This window comes from Phycisphaerae bacterium, from assembly GCA_012729815.1.
Lineage (GTDB): Bacteria > Planctomycetota > Phycisphaerae > JAAYCJ01 > JAAYCJ01 > JAAYCJ01.
Map to the genome: position 1 here is coordinate 1 of JAAYCJ010000072.1, position 19,861 is coordinate 19,861.

The 19,861-nt window shown below is 63.1% G+C and carries 17 protein-coding genes; 11 read left to right on the top strand and 6 right to left on the bottom strand.

Going from position 1 to position 19,861, the window contains the following annotated elements; translation table 11 throughout:
* From GXY33_05485 to GXY33_05510, 6 genes are all read left to right on the top strand, one after another.
* Positions 1-1,347, top strand: a 1,347-nt coding sequence (locus GXY33_05485; GenBank protein NLX04575.1) for a hypothetical protein, incomplete at its 5' end; no start/stop codon positions are given.
* A complete protein-coding gene (locus GXY33_05490) occupies positions 1,337-2,692 on the top strand; it encodes an FAD-dependent oxidoreductase (protein ID NLX04576.1) in 1,356 nt (451 codons plus the stop codon). The genes GXY33_05485 and GXY33_05490, both read left to right, overlap by 11 nt.
* Before the next feature lie 68 nt (positions 2,693-2,760).
* Entirely contained in the window at positions 2,761-3,816 is a 1,056-nt protein-coding gene (locus GXY33_05495; GenBank protein NLX04577.1) for a hypothetical protein, read from the top strand.
* A gap of 172 nt (positions 3,817-3,988) precedes the next feature.
* On the top strand, positions 3,989-4,168 hold the full coding sequence (locus tag GXY33_05500; protein ID NLX04578.1) for a hypothetical protein: 180 nt from the start codon (positions 3,989-3,991) through the stop codon (positions 4,166-4,168).
* Complete coding sequence (locus GXY33_05505; GenBank protein ID NLX04579.1) at positions 4,149-5,477, top strand: PQQ-dependent sugar dehydrogenase; 1,329 nt, start codon at positions 4,149-4,151, stop codon at positions 5,475-5,477. Before GXY33_05500 ends, GXY33_05505 begins: the two co-directional genes overlap by 20 nt.
* 42 nt (positions 5,478-5,519) lie before the next feature.
* Entirely contained in the window at positions 5,520-5,921 is a 402-nt protein-coding gene (locus GXY33_05510; GenBank protein NLX04580.1) for a hypothetical protein, read from the top strand.
* A 75-nt stretch (positions 5,922-5,996) separates the two neighbouring features.
* Here GXY33_05510 and GXY33_05515 read toward each other — a convergent pair whose 3' ends face one another.
* The 5 genes from GXY33_05515 to GXY33_05535 form a co-directional block, all read right to left on the bottom strand.
* Positions 5,997-7,418: a hypothetical protein gene (locus GXY33_05515; protein NLX04581.1), complete on the bottom strand. Its 1,422-nt coding sequence runs from the start codon at positions 7,416-7,418 to the stop codon at positions 5,997-5,999.
* A 437-nt stretch (positions 7,419-7,855) separates the two neighbouring features.
* Positions 7,856-9,028 (bottom strand): AAA family ATPase, encoded by a 1,173-nt coding sequence (locus GXY33_05520; protein ID NLX04582.1) that lies wholly within the window; start codon positions 9,026-9,028, stop codon positions 7,856-7,858.
* 30 nt (positions 9,029-9,058) lie between these two features.
* Complete coding sequence (gene polX / locus GXY33_05525) at positions 9,059-10,774, bottom strand: DNA polymerase/3'-5' exonuclease PolX (protein NLX04583.1); 1,716 nt, start codon at positions 10,772-10,774, stop codon at positions 9,059-9,061.
* Between the two features lie 266 nt (positions 10,775-11,040).
* Positions 11,041-12,561 (bottom strand): MinD/ParA family protein, encoded by a 1,521-nt coding sequence (locus GXY33_05530; GenBank protein ID NLX04584.1) that lies wholly within the window; start codon positions 12,559-12,561, stop codon positions 11,041-11,043.
* Positions 12,562-12,566: 5 nt separating this feature from the next.
* A complete protein-coding gene (locus tag GXY33_05535; protein ID NLX04585.1) occupies positions 12,567-13,760 on the bottom strand; it encodes an AAA family ATPase in 1,194 nt (397 codons plus the stop codon).
* 433 nt (positions 13,761-14,193) lie between these two features.
* Here GXY33_05535 and GXY33_05540 point away from each other — a divergent pair, with 433 nt between their 5' ends.
* From GXY33_05540 to GXY33_05555, 4 genes are read left to right on the top strand one after another with little or no spacing between them, the layout of a single operon-like run.
* The gene (locus tag GXY33_05540) at positions 14,194-15,078 is read left to right on the top strand and encodes a UbiA family prenyltransferase (GenBank protein ID NLX04586.1); all 885 of its coding nucleotides are present in this window, start codon (positions 14,194-14,196) and stop codon (positions 15,076-15,078) included.
* 9 nt (positions 15,079-15,087) lie between these two features.
* Positions 15,088-15,855: a TIM barrel protein gene (locus tag GXY33_05545; GenBank protein ID NLX04587.1), complete on the top strand. Its 768-nt coding sequence runs from the start codon at positions 15,088-15,090 to the stop codon at positions 15,853-15,855.
* Positions 15,856-15,864: 9 nt separating this feature from the next.
* On the top strand, positions 15,865-16,908 hold the full coding sequence (locus tag GXY33_05550; GenBank protein ID NLX04588.1) for a CofH family radical SAM protein: 1,044 nt from the start codon (positions 15,865-15,867) through the stop codon (positions 16,906-16,908).
* Entirely contained in the window at positions 16,892-17,341 is a 450-nt protein-coding gene (locus tag GXY33_05555) for a D-tyrosyl-tRNA(Tyr) deacylase (protein NLX04589.1), read from the top strand. The genes GXY33_05550 and GXY33_05555 overlap by 17 nt, the downstream gene beginning before the upstream one ends.
* Positions 17,342-17,399: 58 nt before the next feature.
* Here GXY33_05555 and GXY33_05560 read toward each other — a convergent pair whose 3' ends face one another.
* Positions 17,400-18,497 carry an exo-alpha-sialidase gene (locus GXY33_05560; GenBank protein NLX04590.1) on the bottom strand — a complete coding sequence of 366 codons (1,098 nt, stop codon included), beginning with the start codon at positions 18,495-18,497 and terminating at the stop codon, positions 17,400-17,402.
* Positions 18,498-18,838: 341 nt separating this feature from the next.
* Between GXY33_05560 and GXY33_05565 the strand changes: the two genes are divergently transcribed.
* Positions 18,839-19,594 carry a hypothetical protein gene (locus GXY33_05565; GenBank protein NLX04591.1) on the top strand — a complete coding sequence of 252 codons (756 nt, stop codon included), beginning with the start codon at positions 18,839-18,841 and terminating at the stop codon, positions 19,592-19,594.
* The last annotated feature ends 267 nt before the right edge of the window (positions 19,595-19,861 follow it).

Consider the following 19,861-nt stretch of genomic DNA (forward strand, 5'->3'; position numbering starts at 1 on the left):
CTCTTCGACGAAATGGGCATCACCTGCCTGCGATTCCCCGGCGGCGCCGACTGCCACCCGTATCGCTGGGAATCCGTCGCCGAGACGAAACGCGTCTACCAAGCCGCGGAAATGTGGAAACACTGGCACACCCGAACCACGCCCGAGGGCCACTATGAATACCGCACCTTCCTCGACCTGTGCCGCAAGTACGGCATCGAACCGATCCTGCAGGTCTCGACCATGACCTACTGGGACAAGCAAAAGGGCCTGATCGGCTGGACCAGCGCCGCCGAAGACCCCAACGTGCTCGAAACGGTCGTTCAGTACGCCGCCGACTGGGTCCGCGACGCCCGACAGAACGGCTACAACGTCAAGTACTGGGAAATCGGCAACGAGGAAGGCTGCTACTACGCCATGACCGGCCAGCGCTACGGCCAGTTCGTCCGCAAGTTCGTCAAGGCGATGAAGGCCGTCGACCCGGACATCAAGATCATCGCCACCGGCCACCGCCACGAATGGAACATGGGCCTGCTCAAGGAAGCGGGCGACCAGATCGACTACCTATCGTACCACTACTGGGCCCTGCACGAACCGATGGAGGACTATCCGCCCGGCCTGGGCCTCGCGCCAAGCAAGTTCTTCACGCCCGAAGACCTCCAACAGGCCCCGCTCGACCAGTTGTACGTATCGCACTTGGCCGCGATGGACGAAGGAAAGAAAAACCTCGAGTACGACCTGTTCACGCCCATCGCCGAACTCGCTCCGAAAACCAAAGTCGCCTGGACCGAGTGGAACTGGCCCGGGTTCGGCAGCCGCTTTAACTACTCGATCGCCCAGGCCCTCCTCAATGTCGAACAGATGATGCACATGGCCGCCAAGGATTGCCGGATCGGCATCTACTGGGCCGCCACCGGATGGAACTTCCAGATGCTCGCCATCGGTCAGCCATATCCGTACTACCCGATGGGCGATGCGTTCCGCCTCATGCGGCAACACCTGCGCGGCCAGATGCGCCAGGCGACAGTCGAGACGCCGACCGTGGCGGTCAAGGAGGCGACCGTGCCGCTCGTCCGCGCCCACTGGTGCAAGGACCAAAAGCACTGGGCGGTGTTCGTCCTAAACCACCATCCGACCCAGCCGGCCAAGGTAACCCTGCCGGACCTGGCCAAGCTGGTCGGAAAAGGCGAGGTGACCGTCACGCGCCTGGAAAGCCCCTATCTGACCCAGGGCGCAGCGGAAAACGAGGCCCATGCCGACCGCCACAGCGTCACCGACGAAAAAACAGACCTCACCGCCACACCGATGGAACTGACGCTGAAGCCTCACAGCATGGCCGTGATCTGGCGGGCAAACGATGAGCAGTGATCGTACCGCTGAACCGATGAACAACCATAGCTTCGACCTCGTGGTCTGCGGAGGCGGAACCGCCGGCAGCGCCGCCGCCATCCGCGCCGCCCGCCTCGGTCTCTCCGTGGCCCTCCTCGAACGTCAAAGCCAACTCGGCGGATCGGCGACCGCTGCGCTGGTCACGCCGGTCATGCCCAACGCCGCCGCCGGAACCGAACTGGTCGCCGGCATCCATCGCCAACTGCACGACGAACTGACCCGGCTGGGCGTCGGCGAGGTCCACGGCTTCGATCCGGTCTGGGCCGCAATTGTCCTCGAGCGCTGGGCCGCCGAGGCCGGAGTGCGGCTGTTCTACCACACCGAACTGATCGGCGTCCGCAAAAACGGCCCGCACCTCGCCGCGGTGCAGGCCGCCGCCCTGGGCAAACGATTCGAGGTGCGCGGAAGATACTTCATCGACGCGACCGGCGACGCCCTAGTCGCGAACTTCGCCGGCGAGCCGGTCCGAATGGGCCGTGAGGAAACCGGCGAACACCAGCCCATGAGCCTGCGTTTCATCGTCACCGGCGTGGACGTCCAACGTGTGACGAGTTTCTTTCGAAACAAATCGCCCGAGTCGGTCTGGCCGCGCCAGGACCTGCCCGGCCTCGCCACCTACAGCCTCGAACCGCAGTGGCTCACCGAGCAGGCGGGAGAGTCCGAAGAACTGGCCCGCTGGCAAGCGCAATTGACCTTCAGCTTCTACACGATTCCCGGCCGACCGGACGCCCTCTGCTTCAACGCCCCGCGCGTCTTCTGCACCGATCCGACGGACGCCGCCCGTCTGGCCGACGCCTACGTCGACGGACGCCGACAGATCGTCGAGTACTGGCGGTTCTTCCGCCAACACGTGCCCGGCTTCGAACACTCACGAATCGAAACCGTCGCCCCGCTGATCGGCATGCGCGAATGCCGCCGGATCGAAGGGCGATTTGTCCTCTGCGAACAACACGTGCGGAACCTGGCGAAATTCGACGATACCATCTGCCGCTGCAACTACCCGATCGACATCCACCACGCGGCGGGAGACGGCACAACGCTGTGGTACCTCCCAGCCGACGCGTGGTACGAAATCCCCTACCGCGCCCTTCAGCCGCAACACACGACGAACCTCCTCGTCGCCGGACGATGCATCTCCACCGACTTCGTTGCCCACAGCTCCTACCGGATCATCCCCGTCTGCCGCGGACTCGGCGAAGCCGCCGCCTACGCCTGCGCCATGGCCAAAGCCGCGAACGCCGACTTCAACGAAGTCGACGGCCGCCAACTGAGCCGACGCCTCCAAACCGCCGGGCTAATGCCCGCGGCCGAAACATCAACGTAAACCCGGGACTGGCGTTCCCGCCGCTCTGACCGTAAACTGTCCGCAACGTTTTTAGACAGGAGAGTCCCATGAGCGGCGATAGCATTCAATGGCGGTCCGCGGGCGACGCGGTATTCACGGTCAACGGCCTCTGGTGGTTCGGCGAAAACGGCGGCGACTGGATGCGACTGCCCAAACGGGCCAGGGACGTCGTCCGACCCGACGTCTGGAGCCTCGCCCAAATGCCAAGCGGCGGACGCGTCCGTTTCCGCAGCGACACCGGCGCCCTCAAGGTCAAGGTGCTCCACGGCGGCGACTCCATCGCCATGTGGCACATGTCCTCCGTCGCCTGCGCGGGTATCGACCTCTACGTCGGCCCGCCCGAGACAACCACCTTCTGGCGAACCACCGTGCCGGCCTCAGCCGGCGAAGAGTACGAATGCCTGTATTTCGAAAACCAGCCGCGCGTGATGCGGGAATTCACGCTCTACCTGCCCGTCTACGCCCGACTCGAACGCCTGTCGATCGGAACCGACGCCGATGCCACGATCGAACCGCCCAGCCCCTTCCGCATGGACAAACCCATCGTCGTCTACGGCACCTCCATCACCCAGGGCGGATGCTCCTCGCGTGTGGCCACCGGTTTCGTCCCCCTGCTGGGACGCCTCCTGGGCATGGACGTGGTCAACCTCGGCTTCTCCGGCAACGGAATCTGCGAGCCGGAAATGGCCGAACTGATCGCCGAAATCGACGCCGCCGCCTACCTCATCGACCCGGTGGCCAACATGGCCAAATGGTCGAGCCAGGAACGCCCCGAAGTCTACTGCCGATTCCTCGAAATCATCCGATCCCGACGTCCGGACACGCCAATGATCCTGATGACCCGCTCATCCTACGCCGCGGAACTCTTCGGCGCTCGCGAGTCAGCCGACCAAATGAACGCCATCGTCGAGATCGGCTATCAGCGGCGAAAAACCGCCGGCGACGCCAGCGTCCACTACTTCGATACGCGTATCGTCGTGCCCGCCGGCCCCGACCATCCATCCGTCGACGGCGGACACCTCACCGACGTCGGCTTCAAACAAATTGCCGACGCCCTCGCCCCGCTCCTCGCCAAACTCCTCACTCTGCCGATGCCGCACTGAGCAGTACGAGGTCCGCCAGCCGTCCACCGCGGACATTCCTGACACCTCCCCTTCCGAAAAGGCGGAGCATTCCCGCATGGGACTCAACGTCTTCGGCACCGGATCGCCCGATGGATTGACAACAAGCCGACATCGGTTATCATGACTGACAAGACCGCACAAGGGGGTGCCAATGAATCGTGTGACCGGATGGCTGCGGGAGTTCCTCGGTTGGTACGGCCCAGCCGTATGCACAGCCCTTATGATCTACATCACCGGCTGCACACAAACTCCGCCGGACAACCAACCGATCCATCGGCAAAAGAGCTATCCGTACAAAGGGGGACCAGGCGATGAAGACGTCAATACATAGGGGATTGGGATTCGGAACCGGTTTGGCGATCGTGCTCCTGCTGGGCGGATGTCCCGCCCCCGCCCCGCCGCCGACCGGCGACACCGTCGCCGTTCAAGAGGTGGCCTCCGGCTTCACCTCGCCGCTGGGGTTTGCAATCCCCGACGACGGCTCGCAGCGGAAGTTCGTAATCGACCAGATCGGCCTGATCGTCATCCTCGACCCGAACGACAACCGGGTCCAAACGCCGTTCCTCGACCTGCAAAGCCGAATGGTGAACCTCAGCGCAGCCTACGACGAACGGGGCCTCCTCGGCTTGGCCTTTCACCCGAACTACGCCGACAACGGCCGCTTCTTCGTGGCTTACAACGCCCCGCTGGACCCGAACGACCCCAACGAGTTCAACTCGCGCCTGAGGCTCGCCGAGTTCGCCGTCTCGCAAAATCCGAACCTCGCCGATCCCAACAGCGAACGGGTCCTCCTGCAACTCCTCAAGCCGCAGGCCAACCACAACGGCGGCCAACTGACCTTCGGACCCGATGGCTTCCTCTACTTCTCCATCGGCGACGGCGGCGGAGCCGGTGACGTCGGATTCGGACACACCGACGCCATCGGCAACGGCCAGGACCGCACCAACCTCTTCGGTTCGATCATCCGCATCGACGTCGACGCCGGCGACCCCTACGCCGTCCCGCCCGACAACCCCTTCGCCGCCGACCCCAACGCCCGCGGCGAAATCTGGGCCTACGGCCTGCGCAACCCCTACCGCTTCTCCTTCGACCAGGCCGGCCAGAACCGCCTCTTCGCCGGCGACGCCGGCCAAAACCTCATGGAGGAGGTGGATATTGTCGTGCGAGGCGGCAACTACGGCTGGAACATCAGGGAAGGAACGCTGTGCTTTGATCCAAGCGCTCCCGCCGACCCGCCGCAGAACTGCCCAGACGTCGGACCCAACGGCCAGACGCTGATCGACCCGATCATCGCCTATCGCCACACCGACGCTCAGGGCAACCCGGCGGGAATCGCCGTCGTCGGCGGATACGTCTATCGCGGAACCGCCCTGCCCAACCTCGCCGGACAGTACGTCTTCGGCGACTTCAGCCGCAGCTTCCTTCAGCCCAACGGAGCCGTCTTCGCCGCACGCCAACTGCCCGACGAAACCTGGGAAATGAACGAACTCGCCATCGCCGACCGCCCGAACAGCCGCCTCAACCGCTTCGTCCTTGGATTCGCCCAGGACGCCGACGGCGAACTCTACGTCGGAACCTCGCAAAACCTCGGACCCGCCGGCAACACCGGCGTCCTCTACCAAATCGTGCCGGCGCCGTAACCCGACATTCAACTGACTCGATCTTCGACAGGGGGACAAATCATGAACGTCCGCACCATCGCATCCGTCGCCATGCTCGCGGCAACCATGCTGCTCGCCGGCTGCCCAGCTCCCATGCCGCCTCCGCCGCAGCAGGGAGTCACCGACGTATCGATGCAGAACATCGCCTTCCAGCCGAACGAGGTGACCATCCCACAAGGACAGAGCGTCCGCTGGACCAACCTCGAAACCCTGCCCATCCCCCATACCGTCACCAGCGGAAATCCCGACGACCCCAATGCCGGTGAACTCTTCGACTCAGAACTGCTCGCGCCCGGCGAAAGCTTCACCCGCCAGTTCGACGAACCGGGCACGTTTGTCTACTTCTGCCGTCCTCACCCCGTCCAGATGCGCGACGCCCGCGTCATCGTCGAACCGGCCGGCGCAGCCAAACCCGCCCACTGACATCCATACCAAAAGGCGGCGCGGACGGACCCTCGCGATCCGTCCGCGCCACTGACCCACTGTTCCAAAGTCAATCTACTGCGTCTGCGGCTTGGCGAATACCAGCATGATCGCGGCATTGCCCGATGGGCAATCAGCCGTAATGTCGATCTTGTACGATCCGACCTCAGCCGTCCCGCCCGATTGCAGAACCACCGTGTCCGGAAACGCCTCCTTGGGAATCGTCACCGTATACGTCCCCTCGTCCGCCGCGTGATAGAAAATCGTGAACGTATAGTACATCCCGGTAATCCAGTCCCCGTTCTCATCCACCGGAGGATTGAACACCAGCACCAGGTCCTGCTCCCCGTCGAGAGGAATCGGATGATGGTCCGTCCCGTTGATGTTCGGGTCGTGCACGTCGAAATCGGTCAGCGCCGTACCGGCCCCATACTGCAGCAGCTTCGGAATGTTCTTGAACACGTAGTTGATCATCCGCGAATACTGCTCCGTTGTCCCGTCGTCGAAACTGATCTCGACCGTGAACGTATCGCCCGCGTCCATCACGTCGTTCGGCCGGATAAACGCGTCAAACCGGTCCGACCGCGGGTCGAACGCATAGTAGCCCACCGACGCCCAGTTGACGTAGTTGTCCCGATCCACCGAATCCTGGAACTTCTCCGCCAGCGTCATGTAGTCCCGCCCCGGTGTCTCCAGCGCCCGCATCGACGCGATCGACCGCGTCGCCTGCGGCTCCATCACCGCCTCCAGCGTAATCAGCGTATCCACCTTCAACGCCTCCGCGATCTGCTCCGCGGTGCCGTCATAGTAGAGGATCGCCCGGTCGGCGTTGATCTTGAGGTTCATAAAAAAGTTCACCCGGTGGTCCCAAACCCCCGTGCCCGGCTCGGTCGAGCCCACCTCAAAGTCATCCACCAGCCCGTCGCCGTCGTCGTCCGCGTCGAACATGTCGATCAACCCGTCCTCGTCGCCGTCGACAAGCCGATCCCCCGCAGGCCCCTCAGTCCCCGAATCCACCAGGGCGTCTGCCCCCTTCCCGTGAGAGGCAATCCCCACCGGCAGACCTTCCTCATTCAACCGAACCGCCAGATTCGGATCCGCCAACGCATCAATCCCCTCGTCGGCGTCCTCGCCCGGCACGATCGCCTCCGCCGTTGGATCGTCCGGAAGTGCAATCGCACCCAACGAAACCTCCTGCGAGACCTGCAGGCCGGCCAGCCCCTGTTCGCCGGAAGTCCCGAACAGTACCGGGCCTACCGGCTGACCATCACTCCCCAGAATGCTGATCATAAACGTATTGCCCGCCTCCTCCTCGGGTATGTCAATCTCGAACACCCCCTCGGCGTCGGTCGTCCCACGATACACCATCCCCGTCTGATTGCTCTGGGCCACCACCTGGTAACCCTCATCGTCCGCCTTGGCCACCATCCGGTACTTCTGGCTGCCGGGGCTGATAATCTTGCCCGTCAACGCGGGCAGCCCGCTCGGCATGGTCACATTGGGATCATTCGGGTCGTCGGCAGACACCCAGCCAGCAGCGCGCACACAACACAGACCGTCCACGGCTGAGCATTCAAACCCATCCTTCTACCCTCCTACAATGCCATTAACATTCGATCAGAGGCATTCCCCTTATACGCTCTCCTATCAAATCGGCAGGAAGGGAACGTGAATAACGTGAATATAGAAAACCCCCGGAATGCGAAATGAGAGCAAATCGAATGCCAATCCGTTTTATCGTTGACAGGCGTTTTCAGATCGGATATTCTCTTCCCCGCTGGCGTTGCACGGGCCAGTATCGTGCCGTTCGGCTGGGCGGGCCTTCGGGCAGGAGGCCTCACGGTCGGTGGCACGCGATGGCGATACAGTCTCAACAGATTTTGAACTCGGCCGGACGGATTGTTTCCGTCCGGCTTCCTTTTTGGCCGCGCCGGCTAACGTGAACGGCCCTCCGGGCCGAACCGCCGCTGATACGCCCGGACGTACCCCTTCTGCTGGAAGTGCTCCATCGCCTGATCGAGTGAGCCGAACACCCGCGTGGCGGTCTCCGTGATGAACGGGCTTGGCTCGATCTTCGGCGTCCAGACCACGTACACCTCCTTGGCCGACTCGTGGGCGTGCTGAAGCTCACGCTCCACCCCGCTCGAAATGATCGGCTTGCCCGCGGCGTCCTGGGGAACGTAGCTGACGATCATGTCCGCCTGCTCGATGAACTTGAAGTCCCGCGCGTAGATCTGCCCGTGAATGTCGCCCACGATCGAAAGGACCTCCGCCACCTCGAACTGAACCGGCTGCCCGAGCACATCCACCTCGATCGTCTTGCGATTCTCCTCCGCCGCCCGGACCGCGATATTGTGCAGCCGCTTCTCCTCCAGGTCGCCCGGATCGAAGCAGATGAAATGCTCCGCCAGCATCCCGCGAAACCGATCGATCTCCGCCTGCACCGCCGGCAAATCCGCCACATGAGTCATCGGAAAACTCAGGTACACCTTCTTGAACTGCGGATGGAAGATCAGCCGATACGTCGGCTCCACGTTCCGATCACCCTCGCCGCGGGCCACCACGTAAAAACAGCCGTGCCCCCGCGTCACCGTCGCCAGCACCTCCGTCGCCAGAATCTCCTCCTCCCGCCACACCAGCAGGTCCTTGAGGCAGTGGTCGATGTCGTGATCCCGAACCAGACGCAAATGCACCGCGTCCACGTTGTCCACCACCGTCAAAAATATGTTCGGCCGCAGACGCTCGATCAGGTCGTGATCGAACGCCGAAAACAACCCGTGACGCCAACGAAACGTCGCGTGCGTGTTCACGATGATGTTCTCGTGCTGCTCCGCCGCGATCAAAATGTCCCGAAACACCGCCCGCCGAAGCGAATTCAGCCGCGTGATCGGAATGTCCAGAATCCGACCCGCCGGAACGTCCGGCGCCTCCTGGTACATCATGTCGCCCACGTTGCACAACACGATGTCGATCCCGTTCGACCGCGCCCGATCCACCAGGTGCTGCAAAAATGGCTTCTTGTCCAGGCCCACCTGACCCGTCACCACCACCCGCCGGCCCGCCGCCGGCTCCAGTCGCGGTGCGTCGAATAGCTGCTTCTGTGCCATATGATCATCCCCGTTGCCGAACCGCCGACGTCACTTGCCGGCGGCCAGCCGTCTGGTCAACTCCTTGGCCGACAGCGTGTTCACGACGTCCTGCGCTTCCAGCCAACCGCGCCGCGCAGTGTATACGCCGAACGCCATGAAATCAAGATGGTGCACGTCGTGCGAGTCCGTGCAGATCGCGATCCGAACCCCCGCCTCCTTCGCCTGACGAAGGTAAACATCCTTCAGGTCCAGACGACTCCACGACGCATTCAGCTCCATCCACGTGCCGGTCTCGGCGGCGTGCGAAAGCACCCTGGCCATGTCGAGCTTGGACTCGGCTCGCTCCCCGATGATCCGTCCCGTCGGATGCCCGATGATCCGCACGTAAGGATGGTCCATCGCCGTCATGATCCGCGTGGTGATCTTCTCGCCCGGTTGGCCAAGACCGGAATGGACCGACGCCGTGACCAGGTCCAATTCAGCCAGTAGTTCATAACCGTAATCGAGACGCCCGTCGGCGAGAATGTCGACTTCCGCTCCCGCCAGCACCAAAATATCCCGCTCGTACGACCTGGCCGCCTTCCGAATCCGCTTGATGTGGGCCTCCAGACGCCCCTCATCCAGACCGTTGGCGATCCGCGAACTCTTCGAGTGATCCGTGATGCACATGTACTGGTATCCGCGCGCAATGCACGCCTCGATCATCTCCTCGATCGTCCGCGAACCGTCGCTCGCCTCCGTGTGCAGGTGCAGATCGCCCCGAATATCGCTGCGCTCGATGAGCTTCGGAAGCTTATCCGCGTTCTCGATCTCGCCGCGATCCTCGCGAAGCTCCGGCGGAATCCACGCCAGGCCCAGCTTCGCGTAAATCCCCTCCTCATCCGCCCCCGCAACCCGACGCTCGCCCTTGAACAACCCGTACTCGTTCAGCTTCCACTTGTGCTTCACCGCGATCTCGCGCAGTCGGACGTTGTGCGCCTTGGATCCCGTGAAATACTGCAATGCCGCCCCGAAGCTTTCAGCCGGCACCACGCGAACGTCCACCTGAATGTCCTCTGCCACCCGCACCGAAGCCTTCGTCGCCCCGACCGCCAATACCTGCGCCACCAGCGACGACCGCACAAAGTCCTCCAGAACCCTCTGCCCCTCATCGGCCTCCACGAGAATGTCAATATCCCCCACCGTCTCGCTCCACCGCCGCAGCGAACCGGCCGCCTCCACCCGAACCACCCCTTCCACCGTCCGAAAGTGCGCCAGAATCTCCTCCGCGATCGGCAGCGCAATCCCCAGAAGCGTACGCCCCGCCCCCGCAGCCACAAACGCCAGACCCTGGCGAATCTTCTCCACCTTCTTCTTCCCCATACCCGCAAGCCCTGCCAGCGACCCGTCCTCAATCACCCGCCGAAGGTCCTCAACGTTCGTCACCCCCAGCCGCTTCCACGCCAGCGACACCGTCTTGGGACCAACCCCCGGTATCGCCATCAGACCCATCAAGCCCTCCGGCAGCCGAGCCCGCAACTCCTGATGCACCGTCACCTTGCCCGTCTTGACGTATTCCTCGACCCGCCCCAGCGTCCCCTTCCCGATCCCCGCCACCTCCGCCAGCTCCCCATCCGCCAGCATCGCGCCCGCGTCACGCGGCAACTCCTCAATAACCCGCGCCGCCTTCTGATACGAATTGACCCGAAACCGATCCTCGCCAAGGATTTCGAGCATCACCGCAATCTGCTCGAAGATCGTCGCCAGTTCATGGTTGTGCATCATCGCTCCCCGGTCCGTTACCCCGCCCAAGCATACCCGCACCGATCGCAAGCTTCAAGCCGGCAAGATGAAGCCACACCCTCTTGAGAGTAGGGTGCGTCGTCCCGACGCACCAATCAACCGTTCCAAACCGGCACCTCAATGTTACAGCGCCGCCGCCACGATCCTGAGACAATCGCGACCGTGAGGGAGCGGAGATCCGCGAACCACCATCCGCGCACAAACAATACCACCACGCAAGCGAACGACCGCAAAACGCGAACCAGTCCTTACTGACGACTCGGCCGCTCGAGAACAAACATCCGCCGCCCGTCCAGCCGCCCCTCCAATCCACGAACGATCTGCGTCTTGGCAAACCGCCGCGACCAGCTCCGATGAAGCGGCGCGTCCACCGCCACCGCCGTAATCAATATCAACGTCTGCTCGCTCTGCGGATAGTTCCCCAACGCCCACGCCGCCGTCTGCAAATCCTGCTCGTCGCGAATCAGAATCACCAGCGACGACCGCTCGCCCACCCGCGCCAAACAGCACCGCAGCCCGCAATTCGCCAAGAACTCGGTGAACGTATCGCCACAAATCTTCACGTCGCCGAGCAACTCGCCAGCCAACCGCTGCGGCAGCACCTGGCCGTTCCGCGGATCGCCGTCGAGATCGACCGCCACCAACCCGCCCGCGCCGTGCCCGTTGCCGTTGTCCGTTTCGCTGCGAATATCGCTGATCATCGGGGCTGACTCCACGTGCTTGACTGATTCCTGCGCCTCGGCAGGCGCGGACGCTTCAGCTTCAACCGCCGCCGGCGCCTCCGCCAACGCCTCACAGGCGCCGGCCTCCTCATCCTGCGATCCGGGAAACTCCTCAACCAACTCCGTCAAAAACTCCTCCAGCCGCCTCGCGCAATCGCGACGGTCGTGGTCGCCGTTGCCCGCCAAATCCGCCCGGCACAGCAACTCCTGCGAAACGTTCTGATCGCTCAGCGTATACCCGAAGTCGATCAAACCCGTCTTGGCGAACCGACGAGCCGTCTGATCAAGCCGCGAAAAAATCGACCGCGCCTGCTCCTGGTCGTGAGCCTGCGTCACAAAAGCCCCGATCGACCGGCCCGGAAACTCCGCCCCGATCGTCTTGACCGTCTGGTACGAAGCCACCAGGTGATCCTTCTCCGGATGGGCCAGTATGCACACCGTATGGCAATAGCTCAACACCGCCCGGCCCACCGGCTCGAAACAACCCGCATCCGCCGCGATCAGAAGATAATCCACCTGCTGGCTCAGCCGTTCCAGCAAATCCCAAATGCACCGGCCGCCCGACTCCGGACCCACCGGCGTCTCACGCGGCCCCCGAGGAGTCTCCGCGTAGTGGTCCCCCTCAACCGCCGGAAGCACGCCCGCCAACCGCCCGCCCAGATCCTTGTGATAGAACAACCGCAAATGCGCCGCCGACGGCTCAAGCCGCAACAACGCCGCTGACCGGCCGGCCGACGCCAGGTGACGGGCGAACTGAACCAGCCCCTTCGCCCCCTCCCACCGCAGATGCGACGCCAGAACCGCCAACACCCGAAGCCGCCGATCCGAATCAACCGGCGACGCCGGCAACGCCGACTCCTCCGCCTCCGGTAAAAAATACAGCGGATCAGCCCTAGCGGGCTGATCCGCTTGCTGCGGTGGTGGTGGGTGGGAATCGCTGTTAGGTTTTCGTCGTTCCGGTATCTTCGCCGTCTCGTCCGGATGACGCAGTTCCGATAGGAACAGGTGCGCCACCGAGGCGATACGGGCCGCTTCCTGCGATGTCATCGGCGCTAGACCTCGATGATCGAATTGAGCTCGCCATACGGGTTGCTCTCGACGTAATCGTTGTGCGGATCCTGCTGCCAGGCCCCGTCAACCACGTATCGGTAACGGTATCGCCCGGGACCCAGCGGGACCAGCGTCTGCCAGTCGCCGTTATTGTCCAACCGATTCATCGGCGTTTGGTCCGGCGACCAATTATTGAAATCTCCAGCCACCCGAACTTCTTTCGCCGCAGGGTAATGCGCCATGAACTGAATCCCCTCGTCCGTCCGCGACGCCCCGTAGATAATCTCGATCTTCTTCTCAGCCGGCATCTTCTCTGCCGACTTGGGCTCCTGGCCGAGCGTCCGCGATGATATCGACAGCAACTCCTCCGCCTGCTTGGTCAGACTCTCCGCCCGCGCCAGCAGATCCGTCTGAGGCTTGCTCTGGCCCGGCTCCAGCAGCTCGATCAACTCCGTCGCCAAACTGCTGAAATCCCGGAAACCCGTGCTGCCCGGATCGTACTCGCCGATCGCCTGACCCAACGACGCGCTTTCCTTCAGCTTCGTGTTAAAGTTGATGTGAGTCTTGAACATCGCGTGCGAAAACTGCTTCCGAAGCTCCGCCAGCATCTCCCGCCCCAGCTTGGTCCGCACGTCGTAAAGGTTCGGCACCACCCGCACCACGATGTCCTGACCGCACTGCTTGTTCAGCAGATCGATCGTCTCAAGCTGCTTGCTCAAACCCTGCAGCGAAAAATACCCCGTCTCCACCGGAATCAACACCACCGTCGCCGCCCGCAATGCGTTGAACGTCAGCATGCCCACCGACGGCGGGCAATCGATAACGCAAAACTCGTACTGCCCGTTCAACATGCCCAACGCGTCACGCAGGCGATTCTCCCGCCCAGGCTGGCCGGCCAGCTTCTGCTCCAGTGCCGACAACTCCACCGTCGAAGGAGCCAGATCGAAATTCTTGCTGATCTGCCACGTGATCTGCCCGAACTCCACCGGACGATCCTCCGCAGCCGTCAGCAGGTCGTAAACGCTCAGCTCGATCTGATCCTCCGGCACCGCCAGACCCAATCCGCAATGACCCTGCGGATCCATGTCAACCAACAGCGTCCGACGGCCATGCAAAGCCAGACACGACGCCAGGTTGATCGATACCGTGGTCTTGCCGCACCCGCCCTTCTGGTTGGCGATGGCGATCGTCTTCATCTGCTGCGTCTCCTTACGCTCCACCCACTGACTGTCGCTATGCCATCTGCCCCTATCCCCAGCACTGATATCGAGCCCAGCCAATCCTTCTGCCAGACCCGTCGGCCACACTCACGTGCGACTGTCTGCACAAAACATCGTCACCGCACGTCTGATAACTTTACTTTTTATCGGAAGTAAGTTCTCTAAAGGCTAGAATTAATGGATTAATGGAAGTAAGATATTCTTAATTCGATACGCCGGGCGTACTAGAACCGCAACCGCACGGAAAGACAGATCACCTCGACCCACGCCGGCGGCACCCGCAGTCTGTCGCCCACCTGTGGCAAAGCACCGGCCCGCTGGACCTCCTGCCGTTTTTTCCCACGCGGACAAGACTTTGACCCCGCGGATTGCTACAATCGTTGGCCATGACAACCAAACGGACACAGCCATGATCGGAACCGCAATCAGCCGAACCGCCACCCTGCTCGAGGCGATCAAGTTCGCCCACTCCGTCTTCGCCCTCCCCTTTGCCCTCCTCGGCGCGTTCATCGCCTCAGCCGGCCTGCCAAACCCGGGCAAGCTGCTCCTGATCGTCCTGTGCATGGTCCTGGTCCGAAACGTCGCCATGAGCTACAACCGCCTGGCCGATCAGCACTTGGATAAAACTAACCCCCGCACCGCAACCCGCGCCCTGCCCGCCGGACGACTCTCCCCACGCTTCCTCTGGACTTTCCTCGCCGCCAGCGCCGCCGGCGCCACCGCCGCCGCCTTCCTCTTCTACTACCTCTACCACAACCCCTGGCCCCTCGCGCTGATCGGACCGCTGCTCGTCTGGATCGCCGCCTACTCACACACCAAACGATTCACCTGGCTCAGCCACTACTGGCTCGGCAGCGTCCTGGGCATCTCCGTGCCCGCCGCCGCCGTCGCCATCGACCCATCACGCCTGTCCCCAGCCGTCATCCTCTTGGGCCTCGGAGTCGCCCTCTGGACCGCCGGTTTCGACATCATCTACGCCCTCCTCGACCTCGAATTCGACCGCCGACAACGCCTCTACAGCGTCCCCGCCCGATTCGGCCCCTCAGCCGGCCTGATCGTCGCACGCATCACCCACGCCGCCGCCTTCGCCTGCTTCCTCGCCGCCGGACTGCTGCTGGGCCTCAACCGCTTCTACCCCCTCGGACTGATCGTCGCCGCCGCCCTGCTGATCCTCCAACACCGGCTGGTCCGCCCCGATGATCTCTCCCGAGTCAACGTCGCGTTCTTTACTCTCAACGGCATCCTGAGTATCCTTCTATCGGGGATGGGCATACTCGACCTGTTAACCCGATAGGAGCGCCGCGTGCAGCCGGGCTGTTCGATAGCTTCATTCAAACTCGAAGTCGCCGACGCACTCGCCCTCGCCGCCAGTGCCGGATTCAAAGCCGTCGAACTCGACTGGCCCATGGTCGAACGCCAACTCTTCGGCCCGCGCGACGGCGCCCAAACGCTCCGATCCCTCCTGCGAGACCACGACCTCCAACTCGCCGCCGTCCACGGCGGCGTCGTCTCCGCCTCACGCGTCGATCAGCAACGCCTTCAAATTCAACGATTCACAGCGCTCACCCGACGGATCGTCGAGTTCGGATGCAGACGCCTGGTCCTCTCGCCCGGGTCGCGAACCCTCGAAAACTTCAACTCCCTCATCGCCGTCCTCTCACGCCTCGCCGATGACGCCGAACCCCTCGGCGCCAAAATCCTCCTGGCCAACCGACTCGACAGCCGAATCGAGGACCGCCGAGACCTCCTCGCCGTCTTCCTCGGCTCGGCGCTCCAGAAAGTCGAACTCTGTCTCGACGTACTCAACTTTCACCTCGCCGTGGTCGACCCGTCCGAAGTGATCCGCGAACACCGCCAACGCCTCGCCCTCGTCCGCCTCTCCAACGCCACAGGCCCAGCTCCCGCTGTGCTGGATAAGGGCGAACTGGACGTCCCGAACCTGATAACCCTGCTCAAGGAAACCGGCTATGACGGCCCGTTACTGGTCGATAACCTGCCCGCCGCGGGAACCGAGCATCTGGGCCGGCAACTTCGGCAGACCCGCGAGTACCTCGAAGGACTTCTAACGTAAGGACCCGTAATGGCGATGCTCGACGCCGCAAAGGACGCGGCTGATCTGTACCTGCGGCAGTTGCACGAACTGGGCCCTCTCGCCGATGCCGAACGGGCTCGGCGATTCGGGCGCCGCGCGCTCTGGGTCAACAACGTCCACATCAACACCACCAACATCTGCGCCGGTACGTGTCGCTTCTGCCACTACCGCCGAAAAACGAACGACCCGGATGCGTTCGCCCTGACCGTCGAGCAGGTCGTCGAACAGGCCGCACTCGCCGCCGAACGCGGAGCCCGCGAAGCCCACCTGGTGGGCGGCCTCAACCAAACCCGCGACCTGGCCTACTACCTCCGGCTGACCGATGGCCTCGCGCGAAGGGTCCCGCAGCTATACCGAAAGTTCCTGACCGCGGTCGAGATCGACTTCCTCGCCCAACAGGCGGGCGTGACCGTCGAAGAAGTGCTCCAGCGGCTGCGCGATGCCGGATTGCAGAGCCTCGCCGGAGGCGGAGCGGAAATCTTCTCGCCGCGCGTCCGCAAACTCGTCTGTCCCGAAAAGATCGACGCCGATCGCTGGCTCGCAATTCACCGCGCCGCCCATCACCTTGGAATCCGCAGCAACGCGACCATGCTCTTCGGACACGTCGAATCCCCCGCGGAACGCGTCGAACACCTGCTGCGACTGCGCGACCTCCAAGCCGAAACGAACGGCTTCCAGTCCTTCCTCGCCCTGCCCGTGGTCGATTTCGACGGCGGCGTGACCGGCGGCGTCGACGTGCTCAAGACACTCGCCATCTCGCGCCTGGTCCTCGACAACTTCGACCACATCAAGGTGTTCTGGCCCATCTGGACGAGCAAGCTGGCCCAGTTGGGCCTGACCTACGGAGCCGACGACTTCGACGGAACCGTCGGCCGCTACCGAATCGTCGGAGCCGAACTGGCCTACGAAACGGGCATGAGCCCACAAGCCCTCGAAACGCTCATCCGCCAGGCGGGCCTCGAACCAGCGGAGCGAACCGGCGACTACCACATCATCGACCACAAGGGAGACAACCATGCGGGCCGTCGTTGAACGCGTCACCGAAGCCGCCGTCGAAATCGACGGCCAGACTGTCGGGGCCATCGAACGCGGGCTGCTCGTCTACGTCGGCGTGGGAAACGACGACACCGACGCCGACGTCGCCTACCTCGCCGACAAGATCGCCGGACTGCGAATCTTCGAAGACCATGCCGGCAAAATGAACCTCGACGTCCGACAGGTCAGCGGAGCCGTCCTGGCCATCTCCGCCTTCACACTCCAAGCCGACTGCCGCAAGGGCCGACGACCCAGCTTCGACGCCGCCGCCGAACCAGCCGTCGCCGAAAAACTCTACCTCGACCTCGTCGAACGCCTCCGCAACGCCGGCCTCCGCGTCGAAACCGGCCGCTTCCGCCAACACATGATCGTCCGCGCCACCAACGCCGGACCCGTCCTGCCCCTCCTCGACTCAAAACGCCTCTTCTGACCGCGTCGCAGGCGTCAGCCTTCCCATTTTGCATTTTGATATCTGCATTTTGCACTTTTCATTTCTTCACCGTTCTCGCCGCCAGCCAATCCGCATCAAAATGCATCAGCGACCGCGTCGGATTCGACCAATCCTCACCGGCCCGGGTATTGACGCGATGGTACGTCAGCAAAACCCGTCCGGCCGCGGACTCAGCCAGGAATGGATAACAATACTGCGCATGAACCGACTCGCTCTGAGCCTTGCCCACCAGCGCCTTCGCCGCACTCCACGTCCGGCCGTCGTCGCTCGAAACCGCCCCGTACAGCACCTGCCGCGCGTAGCTGATCCCGCCGATAAACGGCTCGCCCTCACACCGGTTCCACGCCATCACCATCCGCCCGTCAGCCAGGCGCAGCACACCGGCCGGCGCGTTCGACGAGACAAACCGCGTCGGCTCCGGCAATGACCACGTCTCGCCCGCATCCTCCGAGAACGACTCGTACAGCCGGCCCAGCGTGGTCCGTATCAACATCCACACCCGCCCGTCGCTCCGCTCGACGACCACCGGTTCGAGCATGCCGCCCTCGCCCATGTTCTCCAAACCCGCGCTATCGTCGCCCGACAAATCCGTCCGGCTGCAACCCCACGTCGCCCCGTCGTCGTCGCTGTAGACCGCCATCGACACGAACTTCCCCGTCGTCCGCGCCGTCAAATAGCTCAGCGGAACCACCAGCCGACCGCTCGACAGGCGAATAATCGAGTTGATCGAGCCGGTGTACGAATGCCCGAAATCCACCCGCCCGGGCGAACTCCACGTCGCTCCGCCGTCGCCGCTGGCCGCGTGCCACAACTCGCACCGCGCCGTCGCCGGCGTCAGATCGCCGTACGCGTAAAACCGCAGCCACAGCACGTGCAGCCGCCCGCGCTCGTCGCCGTAAGGAACCGGACTGGTCACCACGCCCGGCGCCTCGCCACAATCAAACAGTACGCGCCCGTCCGACCACGTGAGCCCGCCGTCGCGACTCTCCCGCCCGCACATCCGCTGCGGACCCGACGCCGTCAATGCGTTGTTCGTGGTATTCGGCGTATCCGCGTAGCACAAAAATAACCCATCTCCCAAAGCCGCCACCGGACCCAACATCCCGTCAACACCAAGAAGCGTCGGTGCAAGCATCACAAATCCCTCGACCAATCCGCCAGACAACCGCTCAGCCCAGAACCGCCCTGGGCCCGCCTTTCGAGCCCTTCTACCACAATCCAAACCAAGGGCAAGCAATTTCGCAATCTGTCCGCCGCAGGAGCAGGCCTTGTGCCCGCCCCATCGCCGGTTGACCAATCCGGCGCCAGACACGGATCGGGCGATCGTTAATCGGAAGTCCCGCATTGGGCCGGCGGACTCTCAAACTTGCTGGTGTTCTGGACTTCAGGTAGTATGGACGTCATGGCAGTTGGCATCGCACGCTTCTGCCGGCTGGAGCGTCGGCATTCTGGACATGCATTGGGAGGCACCAGACGATGAGTCAAGCAACGATCAAGAAGTTCCCACCCAACGTCGCGAAGCAGTTAAAGGTCTATGTCTATCGACTCATCGACCCGCGAAACGGCGAGACCTTCTATATCGGCAAGGGCCGGAAGAACCGTGTCTTTTCCCATGTCCGCGCCGAGGGGAAGTTGGAGGGCGATGATGTCAGCAACAAGATACAACGTATTCACGCGATACGGAATGCAGGGTTCGAAGTGGCCCACGTGATCCATCGCCACGGCATGGACGACAAGACGGCCACCGAAGTCGAGGCGGCACTGATCGACGCGTATCCCGGCCTCACCAACATCGCGGGCGGAGTCGGTAGTTCTGAATTTGGGACCATGCACGCCCAGGAGATCATCCGCCGTTACGACGCCAAGCCCGCGACCTTCCGGCACAAAGCAATCCTGATCAGCGTCAATCGAAGCGCCGTCGATAGGTCGCTCTACGAGGCCACCCGGTATGCCTGGAAGATCAGCCGATCCAAAGCCCGACAGATTGAGGTGGTTCTCTCCACCATCCAGGGCCTGATCGTGGCCGCTTTTACGCCCACCAAATGGCTGGAGGCGACGCCGGAAAATTTTCCAGGCCGGCCAGGCCTACCGGGTCGACTGGGCTTTGAAGGTCGTGAAGCCTCGGACGAAATCAAAAACCTCTACGTGGGCAAGCGTGTCCCGGCCAAGTACCGCAAACGTGGCGCAGCCAATCCCATCCGGTACGCTTGGCCCGGTAGAGAAACAAGCTGAGCGGACACCCAGACCGTGTGCCCGCCCCATCCCCCATCAACCAATCCGGCTCCGCCGCTGGAGGGGGAAAGGAAGAGAAGTTGAGCAGAGGGCAGCGAAGGGAGCAACGAGGGTTTGAAAGTGGAGCTCCGGGACCCGATCACAGTTGGTTTGCCCTCAGGTGGTTTCAGTTGCAGGTGTCCTCACGCCGTGATATGATAACATCTGTTAGTGTAGCGGTTCGCCGCAATGCTGCAGCTTGCCCGAACCGGGCCGATGGCTCATATA